The organism is Bacillus sp. IS1 (genome assembly GCF_032461585.1).
In the GTDB taxonomy this organism is placed as follows: domain Bacteria; phylum Bacillota; class Bacilli; order Bacillales; family Bacillaceae; genus Bacillus; species Bacillus velezensis.
Window position 1 is genome coordinate 38,140 of record NZ_JAWCWR010000007.1, and the last position, 15,556, is coordinate 53,695.

General features: G+C 42.0%; 16 protein-coding genes and 2 pseudogenes. 14 read left to right on the plus strand and 4 right to left on the minus strand.

The window, feature by feature from the left end; all coding sequences use genetic code 11:
• The first annotated feature begins 28 nt into the window (after positions 1 to 28).
• From RUW00_RS19440 to RUW00_RS19485, 10 genes are all read left to right on the plus strand, one after another.
• Positions 29 to 742 carry a YjjG family noncanonical pyrimidine nucleotidase gene (locus tag RUW00_RS19440; RefSeq protein WP_021495325.1) on the plus strand — a complete coding sequence of 238 codons (714 nt, stop codon included), beginning with the start codon at positions 29 to 31 and terminating at the stop codon, positions 740 to 742.
• A 10-nt stretch (positions 743 to 752) separates the two neighbouring features.
• Positions 753 to 1,883: a sensor histidine kinase gene (locus tag RUW00_RS19445; protein ID WP_240680126.1), complete on the plus strand. Its 1,131-nt coding sequence runs from the start codon at positions 753 to 755 to the stop codon at positions 1,881 to 1,883.
• 4 nt (positions 1,884 to 1,887) lie between these two features.
• Positions 1,888 to 2,532 (plus strand): response regulator, encoded by a 645-nt coding sequence (locus tag RUW00_RS19450; protein ID WP_053285458.1) that lies wholly within the window; start codon positions 1,888 to 1,890, stop codon positions 2,530 to 2,532.
• A gap of 141 nt (positions 2,533 to 2,673) precedes the next feature.
• Positions 2,674 to 3,609, plus strand: a complete 936-nt coding sequence (locus RUW00_RS19455) for an ABC transporter ATP-binding protein (protein WP_191389421.1) — start codon at positions 2,674 to 2,676, stop codon at positions 3,607 to 3,609.
• A gap of 8 nt (positions 3,610 to 3,617) precedes the next feature.
• Positions 3,618 to 4,805: an ABC transporter permease gene (locus RUW00_RS19460; RefSeq protein WP_280144819.1), complete on the plus strand. Its 1,188-nt coding sequence runs from the start codon at positions 3,618 to 3,620 to the stop codon at positions 4,803 to 4,805.
• Entirely contained in the window at positions 4,802 to 5,944 is a 1,143-nt protein-coding gene (locus RUW00_RS19465; RefSeq protein ID WP_061861794.1) for an ABC transporter permease, read from the plus strand. Before RUW00_RS19460 ends, RUW00_RS19465 begins: the two co-directional genes overlap by 4 nt.
• 19 nt (positions 5,945 to 5,963) lie before the next feature.
• Entirely contained in the window at positions 5,964 to 6,137 is a 174-nt protein-coding gene (locus RUW00_RS19470; protein ID WP_014720660.1) for a hypothetical protein, read from the plus strand.
• 103 nt (positions 6,138 to 6,240) lie between these two features.
• On the plus strand, positions 6,241 to 6,717 hold the full coding sequence (locus RUW00_RS19475) for a DUF4879 domain-containing protein (RefSeq protein ID WP_007408988.1): 477 nt from the start codon (positions 6,241 to 6,243) through the stop codon (positions 6,715 to 6,717).
• Positions 6,718 to 6,797: 80 nt separating this feature from the next.
• Complete coding sequence (locus RUW00_RS19480; RefSeq protein ID WP_029974790.1) at positions 6,798 to 7,046, plus strand: sigma-G-dependent sporulation-specific acid-soluble spore protein CsgA; 249 nt, start codon at positions 6,798 to 6,800, stop codon at positions 7,044 to 7,046.
• Positions 7,047 to 7,155: 109 nt separating this feature from the next.
• Positions 7,156 to 7,854: a YqeB family protein gene (locus RUW00_RS19485; protein ID WP_095273293.1), complete on the plus strand. Its 699-nt coding sequence runs from the start codon at positions 7,156 to 7,158 to the stop codon at positions 7,852 to 7,854.
• Positions 7,855 to 7,899: 45 nt separating this feature from the next.
• On the opposite strand, the gene RUW00_RS19490 is transcribed toward RUW00_RS19485, so the two are convergent.
• Positions 7,900 to 8,160 carry a hypothetical protein gene (locus RUW00_RS19490; protein WP_003156732.1) on the minus strand — a complete coding sequence of 87 codons (261 nt, stop codon included), beginning with the start codon at positions 8,158 to 8,160 and terminating at the stop codon, positions 7,900 to 7,902.
• 185 nt (positions 8,161 to 8,345) lie between these two features.
• Between RUW00_RS19490 and RUW00_RS19495 the strand changes: the two genes are divergently transcribed.
• Both RUW00_RS19495 and RUW00_RS19500 read left to right on the plus strand, forming a co-directional pair.
• Positions 8,346 to 9,965 carry a glutamate/serine transporter AimA gene (locus RUW00_RS19495; protein ID WP_095273292.1) on the plus strand — a complete coding sequence of 540 codons (1,620 nt, stop codon included), beginning with the start codon at positions 8,346 to 8,348 and terminating at the stop codon, positions 9,963 to 9,965.
• A 403-nt stretch (positions 9,966 to 10,368) separates the two neighbouring features.
• Complete coding sequence (locus RUW00_RS19500) at positions 10,369 to 12,258, plus strand: glycosyltransferase family 2 protein (RefSeq protein ID WP_025650165.1); 1,890 nt, start codon at positions 10,369 to 10,371, stop codon at positions 12,256 to 12,258.
• A gap of 68 nt (positions 12,259 to 12,326) precedes the next feature.
• Here RUW00_RS19500 and RUW00_RS19505 read toward each other — a convergent pair.
• Positions 12,327 to 12,467, minus strand: a pseudogene (locus tag RUW00_RS19505) (glycerophosphodiester phosphodiesterase family protein); the annotation flags it as partial.
• Positions 12,465 to 12,572 (minus strand): annotated as a pseudogene (locus RUW00_RS23060) (glycerophosphodiester phosphodiesterase); the annotation flags it as partial. The pseudogenes RUW00_RS23060 and RUW00_RS19505, both read right to left, overlap by 3 nt.
• A gap of 347 nt (positions 12,573 to 12,919) precedes the next feature.
• On the opposite strand from RUW00_RS23060, the gene RUW00_RS19510 reads away from it, so the two are divergent.
• Both RUW00_RS19510 and RUW00_RS19515 read left to right on the plus strand, forming a co-directional pair.
• A complete protein-coding gene (locus tag RUW00_RS19510) occupies positions 12,920 to 14,122 on the plus strand; it encodes a hypothetical protein (protein ID WP_315956741.1) in 1,203 nt (400 codons plus the stop codon).
• Positions 14,123 to 14,196: 74 nt separating this feature from the next.
• Positions 14,197 to 14,445, plus strand: coding sequence for a DUF2651 family protein (locus RUW00_RS19515; RefSeq protein ID WP_014720665.1), 249 nt, complete (start codon positions 14,197 to 14,199; stop codon positions 14,443 to 14,445).
• Positions 14,446 to 14,627: 182 nt separating this feature from the next.
• Here RUW00_RS19515 and RUW00_RS19520 read toward each other — a convergent pair whose 3' ends face one another.
• Positions 14,628 to 15,515, minus strand: a complete 888-nt coding sequence (locus tag RUW00_RS19520; RefSeq protein ID WP_280144823.1) for a glycerophosphodiester phosphodiesterase — start codon at positions 15,513 to 15,515, stop codon at positions 14,628 to 14,630.
• Positions 15,516 to 15,556: the final 41 nt, after the last annotated feature.

A 15,556-nucleotide genomic window follows, 5' to 3' on the forward strand; every position in this document is an offset into this window, starting at 1 on the left:
AAAAAAAGCAGAACCGGGGGAAACATCGATGAGTCATTACCGTACGTTATTATTTGATATAGACAATACGCTGCTGGATTTTACCGCTTCAGAAACCGATGCTCTTCAAAAATTGTTTCAAGGTTCAAAGCTGGAGCTGACGGCAGAGGTGGAAGCCCGTTATAAAGCGTTAAATCAGGGGCTGTGGAAAGCGTTTGAAGAGGGGGAAATGACCCGCGATGAAGTGGTGAATACACGGTTTGCCCTTTTGTTTAAAGAATACGGCCTCGAAGCCGACGGCGTGCTGTTGAATCAGGCGTACCGCCAATACTTAGAAGAAGGGCACCAGATGATAGACGGAGCTTATGAGCTGATTGAACGGCTGAGTCCTTTATTTGATTTATACATCGTGACGAACGGCGTCTCAAGATCACAATATAAGCGGCTGGGCGACTCCGGTCTGTATCCGTTCTTTAAAGATGTGTTTGTATCTGAGGACACGGGTTTTCAAAAGCCGATGAAGGAATACTTTGATTACGTGTTTGCGAGAATTCCCGGTTTTTCTGCCGAGGGCGGGCTTATTATCGGCGATTCACTGAGCGCGGACATAAAAGGCGGTCAGATGGCGGGAATTGATACGTGCTGGTTTAATCCCGGAAAGAAAGCAAATGAGTCCGGAATCATCCCGACGTATGAAATTCATTCGCTTGATGAGCTGTATGATGTGCTGAACGTGGAGCGGAAAGCCGCCGCTCATTTGTAAGGAGAATACGATGAAGATTGCACATACGAAGTTACTGATCAGGGGTTTTGCATTACTATCAATCTTTCATGCGATTCTTCAGCTTCCTCCCGGCCGGGGGGAGCTGAAGGTTTTTTTGTCTGTGCTCGTGATGATGCTGACGGCTAATGACTGCCTGCGGCCGCTGTATATGAAGAGAAGGCCGGCTATATATCAAGTCTCTTTTCTCCTGAGCAGCGTTATGGCGGGAGTTCTTTTGTACAATGTCTATAGTGTGGGGACACAGGCCGTAATGGTGCTTTTATTGGCGGAGGTGCTTATTACTGATAAGCAGATTTCGGCTGTTTTGTTAACGATGAATGCCGCCGCATTTGCCGCAGCTTTATACGCCGGCGGAGCGGGTGTCAGTGATATCGTGCCGCCATACTTCATCATGTTTGCGGTGATTTATTTATATCGGAAAAACCTGCAGGAGAAGTCAAAGGTTGAATTGCTGAACCGAGAGCTGAAGATCGCTAATGATACACTGAAGGAATATTCAGACCGAATTGAGGAACTGGCCGTTACGAAAGAAAGAACAAGAATTGCGCAGGAGCTGCATGATTCTCTCGGTCATTATCTGGCTGCTCTGAAAATGAATTTGGAATTTGCCGGGAAGACAGCCGGGCATCAGCCGGACAAAGTGAAGCAGATCATTCATAAGGCGCATGATCTTACGAAAGAATCCATTTTAAAGCTTCGCCAGGCCGTTATGCTGCTGCAGGGCTCTTTGCCGGGGCGGGGATTTGAGCAAGAGCTCCGTGACATTTTCAGCCATTTTCAAGAGGCGGGAGGCATACGCTTCGAGCTGGAGATGGACGCGGCCATAGAAGCGGAACAGCCGGATGTGAAGCATTGTCTTTATCAATCCGTTCAGGAAACGATTACGAATGCGATAAAGCATGGACATGCTTCATATGTTTCTGTCCGGATTCAAAAAAACCGAAACATGATATTGGCGCATATTCATAATAACGGCTCAGCCTGCGGAACGATCATAAAATCAAATGGTCTGAAAGGAATTGAGAAAAGAGCAGCCGCACTTGGCGGAGAGGCTGTTTTCTCGTCTGGGAAGGAAACAGGTTTTGACGTGAAAATAAGGATTCCATGCAAGGAGGAATAATCAAGTGAATGTCATGATTGCAGACGACCAGTCCATTGTGAGAGAGGGGCTGAAAATGATTCTGAGTCTTCACGAAGGAATTCAAATATCGGGAGAGGCTTCTTGCGGCGAAGAGGTTCTCCGGCTGCTTTCTCAAACCGAAACTGATGTGATTTTGATGGATATCAGAATGCCCGGTATGGACGGAATCGAAACGACAAAAGCGGTAAAAGCGCGATATCCGTCCGTAAAAGTCATCATTCTGACAACGTTTGAAGATGATCACTATATTTTTGCCGGGCTGAAAAGCGGAGCCGACGGCTATCTCTTGAAGGATGCTGATTCAGATGAAATTATCGCCTCCCTTCAAGCCGTTTATGAAGGGAAGATGATGCTGAATCCCAAAATCACGGTTTCCGTCGTAAAAGCGCTGAACAATATGGAGATCCCTGCGGTGCAGGAAGAGCCGCAGTCAAAGCTGACGGAGATTCTCACGCCGAGAGAGCTTGATGTGGCGAAACACATTATGGAAGGCAAAAGCAATAAACGCATTGCCGCAGACTTATTTCTGACTGAAGGCACTGTGAAAAACTATGTATCCAGAATCCTCGATAAACTTGAAGTGTCAAACAGAACCGAGCTTACTTTATATTTGCAAAAATTGGTATAACCCCGCTTCACCCTCCTCTCTCCCTTTTTATCACTAAACATATGACGAAAGTAATATCCATATCGAGTACGAAAGTGAATAGAAAACAAGGATTGCCGAGAGTAGAATAAGTGCAGACATGACACAAGGAGTGCTGCACGAATGCTCGAATTAACGGATTTGACAAAGAAGTACGGCGATTTTACCGCTGTCAATCATATATCACTGCGCGTCGAAAAAGGAGAGATATTCGGTCTGCTGGGACCAAACGGCGCCGGTAAATCAACAACGGTGTCGATGATCAGCACCGTGCTCCCGCCGACGGGCGGAACAATCTGCATTGACGGAACTTCATTACACGAACAGCCTGCGGCCATAAAAAAAGTGATGGGAGTCGTCCCGCAGGAAATCGCTTTATATCAAGCGTTAAGCGCAAAGGATAATTTGGCTTTTTTCGGGAGTCTGTACGGACTGTCCGGTAAGGAACTTTGTAAACGGGTTGATGAAGTGCTGGACATCATCCAATTAAAGGAACAGCGAAACCAAAGGGTATCTGAATTTTCAGGCGGCATGAAAAGACGGGTGAATATCGGTGCCGCGCTAATGAATGAACCGAAACTATTCATTTTAGATGAACCGACCGTCGGAATTGATCCGCAATCCAGACATCATATTCTTGAAACCGTGAAGACGTTAAATCAAGAAAAAGGGATGACCGTCATCTACACGAGTCATTACATGGAAGAGGTCGAATACCTCTGTGAAAAAGCGGCGATCATGGATCACGGCTCAATCATTGCCTGCGGGACGAAAGACGAATTGAAGCAGTCAGCCAAAGCCTCTGATACCTTGATCGTGAATGCAGAGGGGCTGAATGATGATGCCGTTAAAAAAATCCGCCGCATTCCCGGTGTTGCCGAGGCTGCTGTCAGCCAGCAGACCATTACGATGCTCGTCTCTGCGGCAGATCGCAATATCCTTGATATTGCGGATGATATCAGGAAAACCGGTATCACCATTAAGGGCATTCATTTCGAGGAAGCCAATCTGGAAAGCATTTTCCTCCGGCTCACCGGCAAAACGCTGCGGGATTCATAGGGGGCGTCATGAAAATATTATTCAGGCTGATCTTATTAGATTTTCGGTTATTGGCCGGAGCAAAGTCTTTCTATATAAAACTGATTCTGTTTCCGGCACTGATGATTTTTATTTTAGGAACGGTTTTTCACGGCGATTCGAAAGTGAAGCCATTTCAGACCGCGTTTTATAATGCGGATCACGCGGAGAGTTCTTTGGGCGACGTATTAAAGAATGACGTGCTGAAACAAACTGATCTCATCCGTGTAAAAGACATAGGCAGTTACCAAGAAGGGAAACAGCTTGTCGAAAGCGGCAAAGTCTCCGTTTTTGTATACGTGCCGAAAGGTTTTGCAAAAGCGGCAGAACACAATGAAAAAACAAGTATCAAAGTCATCTCGGACCAACAAGGCTCTGTAAACGGAGACATTGTGGAAATGATGGCTGATTCGTTTGTCACCAGAGTAAAAGCGGAGATCAGTGAAGAAAAAGCGGTGCTGAAGAAGTCGGGACATCTGTCAAAGGGAGATGCCAGCAAAATCATCAGCGGCCTTTCGGGTGAACGTGAACAGGCTGTCACCATTCCGAAACAGTCGGCCGGCAATCACGCGGCTCCGATTGATGCGATGCAGTATTATTCAATCGCAATGGTCGTCATGTTCTCCATTATGACCGCGTTTGCGCTCATTCACGGGATAGTGGAAGAGAGACAGCAGCACACGTTATTCAGAATCAAATCAATGCCTGTTTTACGTATCCAGTATGTGGCGGGTAAGCTTTTGGGAATCATGCTTGCCATCCTTATGCAAATGGCTGCCGTCATCATCGCAAGCAGCATCTTGTATCAGGTAAAATGGGGCAATTTGTTTGAAATATTGCTGGTTACGATTGTTTATTCATTTACGATCGGCAGTATCGTGCTTCTTTGGGGGGTTACTGCAAAAAACCACGAGACCGTCTCAAGCATGGCGGCTCCCATTTTATACGGATTCAGTTTTTTAGGCGGAAGCTTTATCGCAAAAGACGGCTTGCCTGACAGTTTGAAAATCGTGCAGGAGCTGATACCGAACGGCAAAGCGATCAACAGCTATGTCAGTGTCACGCAGCATGCCGGTCTGAGCGGTATTCTGGCGGATTTGGCAGAGCTTGCCGCCATCGGCGCCGTGTTTTTATGTTTGACCATCTGGGTGTTTAAACGGAAGGAGGCTGTTTCATGACGCAGCTGTTATTCATGATCAGACATCAGCTGAAACTGATGCTGCAAAATCGCGCTGCCATCTTTGCGACGATTTCCGCCCCGCTCCTTCTCACATATTTCTTTTCCTTTTCTGCGGATGGCAGTCAGCAGAAGGAAGTATATGTAGCTGATGAGGATCAGAGCGCCTATTCAGCGCAATTTATGAAAATGATTCAGACAGCCGGCCATATAAAAGTCACGAAGGTCACGGAGGACGTATTAAAAACAAAGGTTAATCATCAGGATATTTCCTTCGGATTGCTGATCGGCTCTCATTTTGAAGAAAAATTATTTTCCGGAGATGAATTGAACGTTTCATTTATTCAGAATGAAGAAAAGGGTGATGCTGTTTTGACAGAGCAGCTGATTGCGCAGCAGGCGGGCGCGCTGAAAAAAATAGTCCGCGATGCAAAAGTGATATCCCGCACGCTGCACACCGACGGGAAGCAGGCGGCAGCTGATCTCTTGAAGGATATTCAGGGTCATTCCGCCGTCAATGTTGACCGCCATCACGTTTATGAAGGCGGACAGGCAGCCGACAGACTTATCGGATTTTTAGTGATGTTTATCTGGTTCGTTGCAGTCCAAAGCCTGCGATCATTTATAGATGAACAAGAAAATCATACATATGACAGATTGCTGAGCACGCCCGTTTCCTATACGGCATATGCAATCTCTAAGTTTGCGGCGGCGTATCTTTTTGGACTTCTCCATATTATCGTGATCCTCGCTGCCGGAACATTCATGCTGCATATCCGTTTTGCTGATCATGTTTTTGCTGCGGGAGCGGTGCTTGCGGCCTGCTCGTTTGCGCTGACTGCTGTAACGATGGCCGTGATACCGTTCATGAAGAGCCAAAAGCAATTCACGTCGCTTGCTTCCGTTTTTATAGCTGTCACGGGTTTATTGGGAGGGGCTTTCTTCACTTTAGACGCGGCTCCGGAGTACATGCGGATGCTGTCGTTGTTTACTCCTGAAAAATGGGCGATCGGCGCATTTCAAAACAATGGCGGAGGCAGCATGCAGATCGTGCCGCTGAGCCTGTTTCTTGCTGCCGGTGCAGTGTCATTGGTCTTATCACTTTATATGATAAACCGTCATATGAAAAAAAACGGTTAGAAGGGTGGCTGCTTTTTATATGGCAGAAATAATCGGAATCATAGAATTGCTCGCGGGAGCCGCAATGAACGTATGGATCGGGAGGCTCGGAAAAACCTTTTTCGGTAAAGATGACAGAAGTTCGAGAGTCGTGTTAAGAATCTGCGGCATCTTTCTCATGATCAACGGCGTTTCAAGAGCGTTTCATATCTAGTTCACAAAGTGTTCCGGACTCTTTTGTAAAATGTAATCTTTTTCCTTGTAAATCGTGTAAAATAGTATAGGATTCTACGAAAAGAATAAGAGGGGGAAGAAACATGAAAAAGAGACTCGTTATGCTATTCGCGGCAGCCGCCGCTGTTTTGTTGCTTGTGAGCGGGTTGTGGGCTCCATCAGCGTCTGCGGCGCCGGCTCCTGCTTTAACACAAATCCGTATTATCGGTGTGACGTCTGACGGTCAGAGTTACCAATGGGAAAATATCGGGCCGAACCAAATCAGCGCATCAAAACCGATGAAGGGTACAACGGGTTATTTAGCCGTATATTTCCAAGGGTATCCGAACAATAACACGATCCAGGCGTTTAACAACGGAACGAATATTACAAATCTTACGTCAAAAGCGCTGGAAGATGAATATACGAAAAACGGCAATATCGTTACAGGCTATATTAAATATTACAGTGTTCCTCTTTCTTATGTCAGTTCAGGAACGTTCTCTTTCTCCGCAACGGGGCTGAACGGGCCGTACACACCGTTAAGCAGCGGATTTTTCTCCATTCAGGTACAGAGTTAAAACAGCCGCCCGGTGCTTTCATGTATAGTTTTTCTCTCTTTCCGGGAAGCTATTCCTAAAGAAAAGGGAGGGCTTACATGATGGACAGGACACTCGGATATTTGCGCGAGTCGCTTTCGAACCACTTGGAGCATGATGTGTGCCGAGGGATTTATAAAAAGCTTCAGGTGAAGCATTATGAAAATGAGGGCGAGTTTGTGAAAGATCTAAATGATTTGGAAATGGATGCGCTGAATCAGGTGCTTGAAAAGGAAATCAAATATGCTGAGAACGAGCAGGATGAGAAGCGCACGATGGAATTGAATGAAGTATATGAGCTCCTGTTTTAAAAAGCCTCCCGGCGGTCGGGAGGCTTTTTATTGTTTCGGAAACAGTTTACAGAATCATCCAACTCTTTGTATAATGGATAGTTGTGAAAAAAACAGACGGAGGAGAAACATGAACGAAATAAAAAAACAGACGGTTCTTGAGTTATCATCGGTTGAAAAAGCTTTGGTTTTTCTGGTGCCGCCATTATTGGGGCTGGTCATCGGATGGTTTCTGCCGGCCATTGCGAAATGGGCCGTAACATTGGATTGGCTGCCTGTTATCGGGCCGCTGGAAATGATCGCTTCTTTTCACGGATGGAAGGCTGCGGCTGTCATCGCCGTTATCGGCTTAATCGGGGGAGTGTGGCTGACGCGGACTGTTTTTAAAGAATGTCTTACGGCGGTCGTGACGGACAGCGAGGTGTCCTTAACCATATATAATGAAGAAAGCGTGTTTTCGAAAGACAGCATTTCCGGTGTGTTTACGGATGAGAAGCATCTTGTCTTATTAGGCACTGAAGGACAGGAGCTTTTTCGGGAGAAGCTTGAGCCGGCGGTTGAAAAAGCGGCTGATGCGTTTCGCGCGCATGGGTATGCCTGGCTGGGGACGGAAGATCCTTTTAAAGAAGAATACAAACGGTGGGTGCCGGACACGCCGGATTTGGAGCCGGGGGCAAATGCTCTTTTAAAAGCGAGAGAAAAGGCGCTGAAAGAGGAGGAAAAGGCTGATGCGAAAGAGCTGAAAGCGGAAATATCCAAACTGGGCATTACTGTGCGGGAGAAAGGATCGCGCCAATATTGGCGGACCTATAAAACGCCGTCTGCATAAAAAAAGCTGCCGCCGTTTGATACGGCCGGGCAGCCTGGGAACAGATTATTTCTTCTTGTCATCATAATATTGAACCGGGTACATGGAGCCTTCGGATACCATTTTGTTATCTTCAATATCTTCGGGATGCGGGTTGCCTGCTTTGTTGACGGGGAATGATTCAATATCCTGCTTCCCGGAGAGCGATGTTTTCATATTGCGGATAAAGTTCATCACCTTTTGGCGGTTTGATTTATCTTTGAGCAGGTAGGAAGTCACTCCGACAGTCGACACGGCAAGTCCTGAAATGAGCAGTTTTTGTTTCACGATAAAAACTCCTTTCTATTTCTGGCTTGCAGTAGTTATTCCCGCTTAACGGCTGTTTAAACATCTGAAGGGTAATTTTGGCTTTCCGCTTTAATGCGATAAAGATTGACAAATCTATTTTCAGAATAATATTATAAATATATGATAGCGCTGGAGTCATATTTTAATTGAAAGGTGTTAACTTTATGAATCAATTACATCGCAGAATGGGAACGTTTGCACTCATGATGGTCGGACTTGGGTCGATGATTGGCTCCGGCTGGTTATTCGGGGCGTGGCGGGCGGCTCAGATTGCGGGACCTGCCGCAATTATTTCCTGGATTATCGGTATGATCGTTATTTTGTTTATCGCACTTTCTTACAGTGAATTGGGTTCAATGTTCCCGGAAGCCGGGGGAATGGTAAAATATACTCAATATTCTCACGGATCATTTATTGGATTTATCGCAGGATGGGCAAACTGGATTGCGATTGTTTCCGTTATTCCGGTGGAAGCGGTTGCGTCTGTTCAATATATGAGCTCATGGCCGTGGGAATGGGCAAAATGGACAAGCAATCTCGTTCACAACGGCACTCTTACGGGAGAGGGGCTCGGCTTCGCATCCGTATTACTGATTATTTACTTTTTACTGAATTTTTGGACAGTTAACTTATTTTCAAAAGCGAATTCATTGATTACTATCTTTAAAATCATTATTCCGGGGCTGACAATCGGAGCGCTGCTGTTTACCGGTTTTCACGGCGGAAACTTCACATCCGGTTCAAGCATTGCGCCGAACGGCTGGGCAAGCGTGCTGACGGCGGTGGCTACATCGGGTATCGTATTTGCGTTTAACGGGTTTCAAAGCCCGATTAACATGGCCGGAGAAGCAAAAAATCCCGGCAAATCGATTCCGATTGCGGTTGTCGGTTCGCTGCTGGTCGCAACCGTCATTTACGTCCTATTGCAAATCGCATTTATCGGTGCGGTTGAACCTTCCATGATCGTTCACGGCTGGAGTCACCTGAACTTCAACTCTCCATTTGCCGATTTGGCGATCGCATTGAATATCAACTGGCTTGTCATTATTCTTTATGCGGACGCGTTCGTTTCTCCGTCAGGAACGGGTATCACTTATACCGCTACGACGTCACGCATGATTTACGGCATGGAAAAAAATAAATATATGCCGAGCATTTTCGGAAAGCTTCATCCGCTGTACGGCGTGCCGCGCCAAGCGATGATTTTCAACCTGATCGTATCGTTTATCTTTCTGTTTTTATTCAGAGGATGGGGCGTGCTTGCTGAAATCATTTCCGTTGCGACGCTGATTTCTTATATCACGGGTCCCGTGACGGTGATGACGCTGCGGCGGACGGCGGCGGATTTGTACCGGCCTCTCCGTCTGAAAGGCCTCAGCGTGGTTGCACCGCTCGGCTTCGTATTCGCGTCTCTCGTGCTGTATTGGGCGCGCTGGCCGTTAACAGGGCAGGTGCTGTTTATCATTTTGATCGGCCTGCCGATTTATTTCTACTACCAAGCGAAAGCGAAGTGGAAAGGATTCCGCAGAAACTTTAAAGGCGGCGTCTGGATGGTTGTCTATCTGCTCAGCATGATGGTCATTTCATGGCTCGGAAGTGAAAAATTCGGCGGTCTGAACATCATTCCGTACGGCTGGGATATGGGGCTGATCGCAATCGTTGCCCTTGCCTTCTATGCGTGGGCGCTGAAGAGCGGATTCAAGACTGAGTATTTGAAAGACGCCAAAGCAATCAATGATCAATTAAAAGACGGACAGGCGGAAGCCGCTGCCGGAAAAGAGTAAGTTATAAAAAGTTGAAGTTTTTGAGAGTCTGGGCCTGTAAGCGCAGGACAAAGGCACCTTTAAGTTGAAAAGCAGGTATCATACCTGAAAACGACTTAGAGGTGTTTTTTTATGGGTAAATTAAAAATCCGCAAAGTATCGTAATTAGGATTAAATGAAGTGAGCTTTCCAAATTCAAAGAGAAATGAATCAAAGCATTTGTTAGGGATCTTATGGAAAATCCAATTTAATTACTGGAAATATTCCATCTTATTATCTAGATTACGGTGGCTAGGTTTAAAAACACATTAAAATTTTTAACCCATATTTATAAAAGAAAGAAATTATGGTAAACTTTTAAAATTGGATTCGAATAATTCTGGACTTGTTTTTATATAGGAAACAATAATTAAGGAGAAAAAAGATGATATTTACTGTAGCTATTCCGGTTTATAATGATCAAAACACAATTAGAGATTGTCTCGATAGCGTAGTGAACCAAACAGTTGGAGAGGACAAACTTGAAATTATCTGTGTAAATGATGGTTCAACTGATAAAAGCGGTAATATTTTAGATGAATACATGAGCAAGTACAAGTTTATTAAAGTAATTCATCAGCAGAATAGCGGCGCACCTGGCAGACCGAGGAACAAAGCTATAGAAGCAGCAACAGGTGATTATATTTATTTTCTAGACGGAGATGATTATTTAGGACCTGAAGCTTTAGAAAAGATGGAAGAAAAAATAGTTCAGTATCAAAGTGATATAATTATCGGCCGTTATGAAGGAATTAATAGAGGTGTTCCTGTGGCTGTATTTAAAAAGAATCCAGATTGTTTTTCCTTCCCTGGTTCCAATGCTCTTTTTACGATGAGTGCTCAAAAGCTATTTAAACGGGAGTTATTAATTAAACATAATATTCGTTTTCCGGAACACTTCTCTCTAGGAGAAGATCAACCGTTTATGATTCAAGCGTATGCATATTCAAATTCCATAGCCCTTGTTAAAGATTACCCATGTTATTATTTGACCAATCATCAAACAATAGGAAGGGTTCAACTTACTAAGAAACCATTATCAGGTAAAAGTTTTATGTTCAGAATCGAAGAAACATTGGCATCTATTGAATTACTGAACCTTGAAACAGATAAAAAACGGCTGATTTTCTTTCATTACTGGGAAAGGATTATGGAAGTGGAGTTAAGCGCTCTGATTTCAAAGTCTTTTCTAATTGAAGATAAAATCTATATTTTTAATACATTAAAGAAAATGCTTGACAAGTACCAATACTTAGATTACTACCAGCAGTTTTCTTCCCGCCATAAAATCTTATTACGTTTAATTGAGAAAGGACAATTGGAGGATTTAATTGCTTTCTGGTACGCTGAAAAACAACCTGGTAACATGGTAGTACAACATGGGAAGGTCTATCCAAAACCAGAATTAGCATACAATTTGGCCTTGCATGAGTCCATTTCCTTTCATCGTAATAATAAATTTGAAGGAGAAATAACAAAAATAGAGAAATTAGAGAATGCCGTTTTGTTAGAGGGTTTTTGTTATCATTCACATGTTGACTCCTCAAATGAGCGTTTATTTATCGAAGTCTCTTTGAGAGAACAAAAAGATAAAACAATTTCATTTCCAGCTTATAGAAGCCTTTTTGAAAAAAAATATCCTTTTGAAATAGATACGCAAATTATAAAAAAAGAAAAAGTTACTTATTTTTATGCATATATTTCTATAGAATCTTTACTCCATTTAAATAGCGAAGATGGTATATTAGATTTAAGATTAATTAGTAAGATAGAAGATTATACGAAATCATTGAGATTAAAATCGAAAGAAAGCGTTTATTTAAAAAATGCTTCTTATATTGCAAAAGGATGTAAAGAACCTATCGTTATAAACTCGTATCTAACTAAATGGGGTAATCTTTCTCTTGTTGTTAAACATCAAATGTTACATTTTAAAAACTTTGTGTTAACCTGCAGCGGTTCTAGGATTAAAGGACATTTTGATTGTGAAACAGATTTAAGTTTTGGAGAACAAAATTCTTTCCAGGTGAATTTTGGAAGGTTTCTTGTGTTTAAACCTGATGTGGTACTTAAAGATTCTACCCGAAAAAAAATGTCATATGATTTTAGTTTTGAAGTAACTAAGCAGGAGTTAAAACAAATTAAGCTAAAAAAGAATGCAGAAGTGATTATTGGTCATTTGCAACAAAGTGTTCCTGTTATTTATAAGGGCAAATCTATTAAAGCAAAAGTTAAGAATATACTAAGACCGTTATTTAAAGGGAGAAATATTTAAAATTAATATTATAAAACTGCACGCGATATACGTGCAGTTTTTGTTTTGAAATCTTTAGATTCGTAAACCTATTGATCCCTATTAGATTTAACAAAATTAAATATATCCGAATAGTTGGTAAACACACCGGTTACGCCCCAATTCAGCAGACGGCGCATGTCCGCTTCGCTGTTTACGGTGTAAGAATGAAGCAGAAGGCCGTGGCTGTCAGGAGACAAAAGGTTTCCTTTTCCCACCGCCGATACAGGCGTGACGATGAGTGACAATAAACCGAATGAAAGCAATACTAAAGCAAACAACTTATGTTTCCGCATGTTTTCTTCCGCCTTATCAATAACTGTCTTCCGTATTAAACAATGAATGTAAAAGATATGTTGGGCAACTATTAATCTTTTATGTGTTTCTTTCTTCTCCGTAACTTCATCCGTTTTCCTGTACTCCAAGTCAAAGTTTTAGAGACAAAACAAATAATTAACCACAGAGAAAATATAGTACGCAAGTCGTGTTTGAAATAATTGTATAATAAATTAAAATATAGAAAAATAAACAAATAATTGATGGTAATAAGTATGAAAAAGCGAAAATTTTTTGTAACATTCTGCATCGTCACTCCCTAAGTTTATTTAGGGAGTCATTATTATTTTAAGGAGTGAGATTATATTTGAACAAAATTAAGTGGTTAATTATAATTGCGGTCATAGTATTAATAGGTATATTTATATGTATCGGAACTTTTAAATATACTAATACAGTTTCTGATGTTAAACAAACTGAAACAGAAAAAGAAAAGAATTTCTTGAATGATAAAATTGCAGCTATATATTATTCAGCTACAATAGATTACCCTAAAGATGGGAGTTATACTGTATATATTGATGAAAAAGGAAAAGCAACAGCTGTAAAAGGAGATGCTATTGAAGTTGGAACTATTGCACAAGATGAAAAAAACATAGTTAGACAGGACAAAAAAGAAGTTTATATGATAGGCGATAACTTTAAAAAATTCCCGATGCAACATCAAGTACATACAAGTTATGGGCAATCATCAGGCCATTTAATAAAAGAAAATATCTTTTATTTTTTGAATAATCAAGGAGTCGGTGAAAACCATTATAATAGTTTAATCAGATGGGGTAACGGCAGTGGATTTCATGAAAAGATTATTCCGGGTTTCTATACAAGTACCGGTAATGACGGTGAATATATTTACGTGATAAATGAAGATTCTTCAATCAAAACACCGACTTTTCAGGGTATTAAAATAGATAAAGATAAAGTTACAGTAGGGAAAGGAACAACAATTCCTATATTAAATGAAGAAAATTGGAGTGTTTATTCACAGATAATAGTTAAAAAAAGCTCAGCCTTTTTTATACTATATAACCAAACGGATAAATCAAACAAAGTACAATTCAAAGTAGCAGAAATTGATTTAAAGCATAATAAGTACAAAGGGGCTTTTCCTTTAGGCAGCTATAATATCCCTGAGGAAATTTCTCAACTGGCAATTCCTCTTTCCACTAATAACTTTTTTGTGAAAAATGACACTTTATATCATTTGGCAGCTAATTCAATACTTTATACTTTCGATCTGAAAAGTATGAAGCCGGGAAAAAAAATCCCGTTAAATAGGTCGACAAAATTTGAAAACCAAGCAAAATTCACTTATTTTGACGAGCCTAAAATTTTCTTGTTAGAAATAAGCAAGGGCGGGAAATATGTGATTAATTCTTACTCTTATAAAAACGGAAAAAAATTAAAATCTACTCCTATCAGAGGACTTGAAAAAATTATTAACAATACCCATGTTTCTGAATATGACTTTTTTATGATTAAGAAAAACAAAGAAGTATGGAGTGATTAGATACATTTTTTAAATCGCTAGACAGCTGAGTGAGTATACTTAAGGGGAAATTAAATTCACAAAGGAGAATAATAATGGATGAGCTAGATCTTGCTTTTGGTATTTTACCACTTTCTATTATCGTCTTATCGATTATATTCACTTATATTTTCAAAAAAGTGTATATAATGCCGCTTGTCAGTATAGTTGTTTCTGTCATATTAATGTTTACTGTTTTTAATCTATCCTTCTGGGGATGGGTGGTTGTCTATGGTTTAGTATCACTTGTATTATCGTCTATTACAAATAGTATAAGAAAGAAAATAGATAATAGAAATAAATAATTATATCCTTTTGTTTAAAAAGGTATCACAAGTAATTCATCATTACAGTGATACCTTTTTACAATTAAGGTGAGTCTCAGCCTTTTAATAATATGCTCCGCCCGCTACATAACCCATGATGGCGTTTGCATTATCGGACAAAAAAACATGGGTTCGGCATCATTTCCGAACCCATGCTGGCTTTATGATTTGTATTCTTTTTTAACCTTTTGGAATATATCCGCATAGTTGGTAAACACACCGGTTACGCCCCAATTCAGCAGACGGCGCATGTCCGCCTCGCTGTTCACGGTATAAGGATGAAGCAGAAGGCCGTGGCTGCGAATGTTTCGGACATTTTGAGCGTTCAGCGCTTTGTAATCCGGTCCGATTCCGACGGCATATGTTTTAATGTCCGTTAAATCTGCGTCAGTCATTGACGTCATCTGTTCCGCTTCAAGCAATTGGACGGCGGGAAGTTTCGGATCGAGCTGTTTGATTTTCAGAAGGCTGTCCCTGCTGAAAGACTGAATGATAACTTGTCCAAGTTTCGCATGCTTACCTGCCAATTTGTATTTTTTCAGTGAAGCGATCAGTTTTTCTTCCATACCCGGATATGTTTCGGGCGCCTTTGTTTCAATATAATAGTTTGCATGTCTGCCGAACCGTTTTAACACGTCATCAAGTGTGGGAACGCGAAGTCCGGCGTATTGCGGTTTTGCTTTTTCCGGATAGGCCTTATTGAACCAAGAGCCGGCGTCGAGCTTTTGAATCTCGGCTAATGTATGATCCTTCACCCAGCCTTGTCCGTTTGTGGTGCGGTCCAGTTTTTCATCATGCATGACGATCAGCTTGCCGTCTTTTGTCATTTGTAAATCCAACTCAATATAGTCAGCCTTCATTTTTTGCGCAGTTTCAAAAGAAAGGATCGTGTGCTCCGGGACATACCCCGAAGCACCGCGATGGGCAATGGTCAAAATTCTGTCAGGAGACAAGAGGTTTCCTTTTCCCGCCGCCGATACAGGCGTGACGATGAATGACAATAAACCGAATGAAAGCAATACCAAAGCAAACAATTTATGTTTCCGCATGTTTTCTTCCCCCTTAAAAATCAATATCTGTCTCTAGTGTA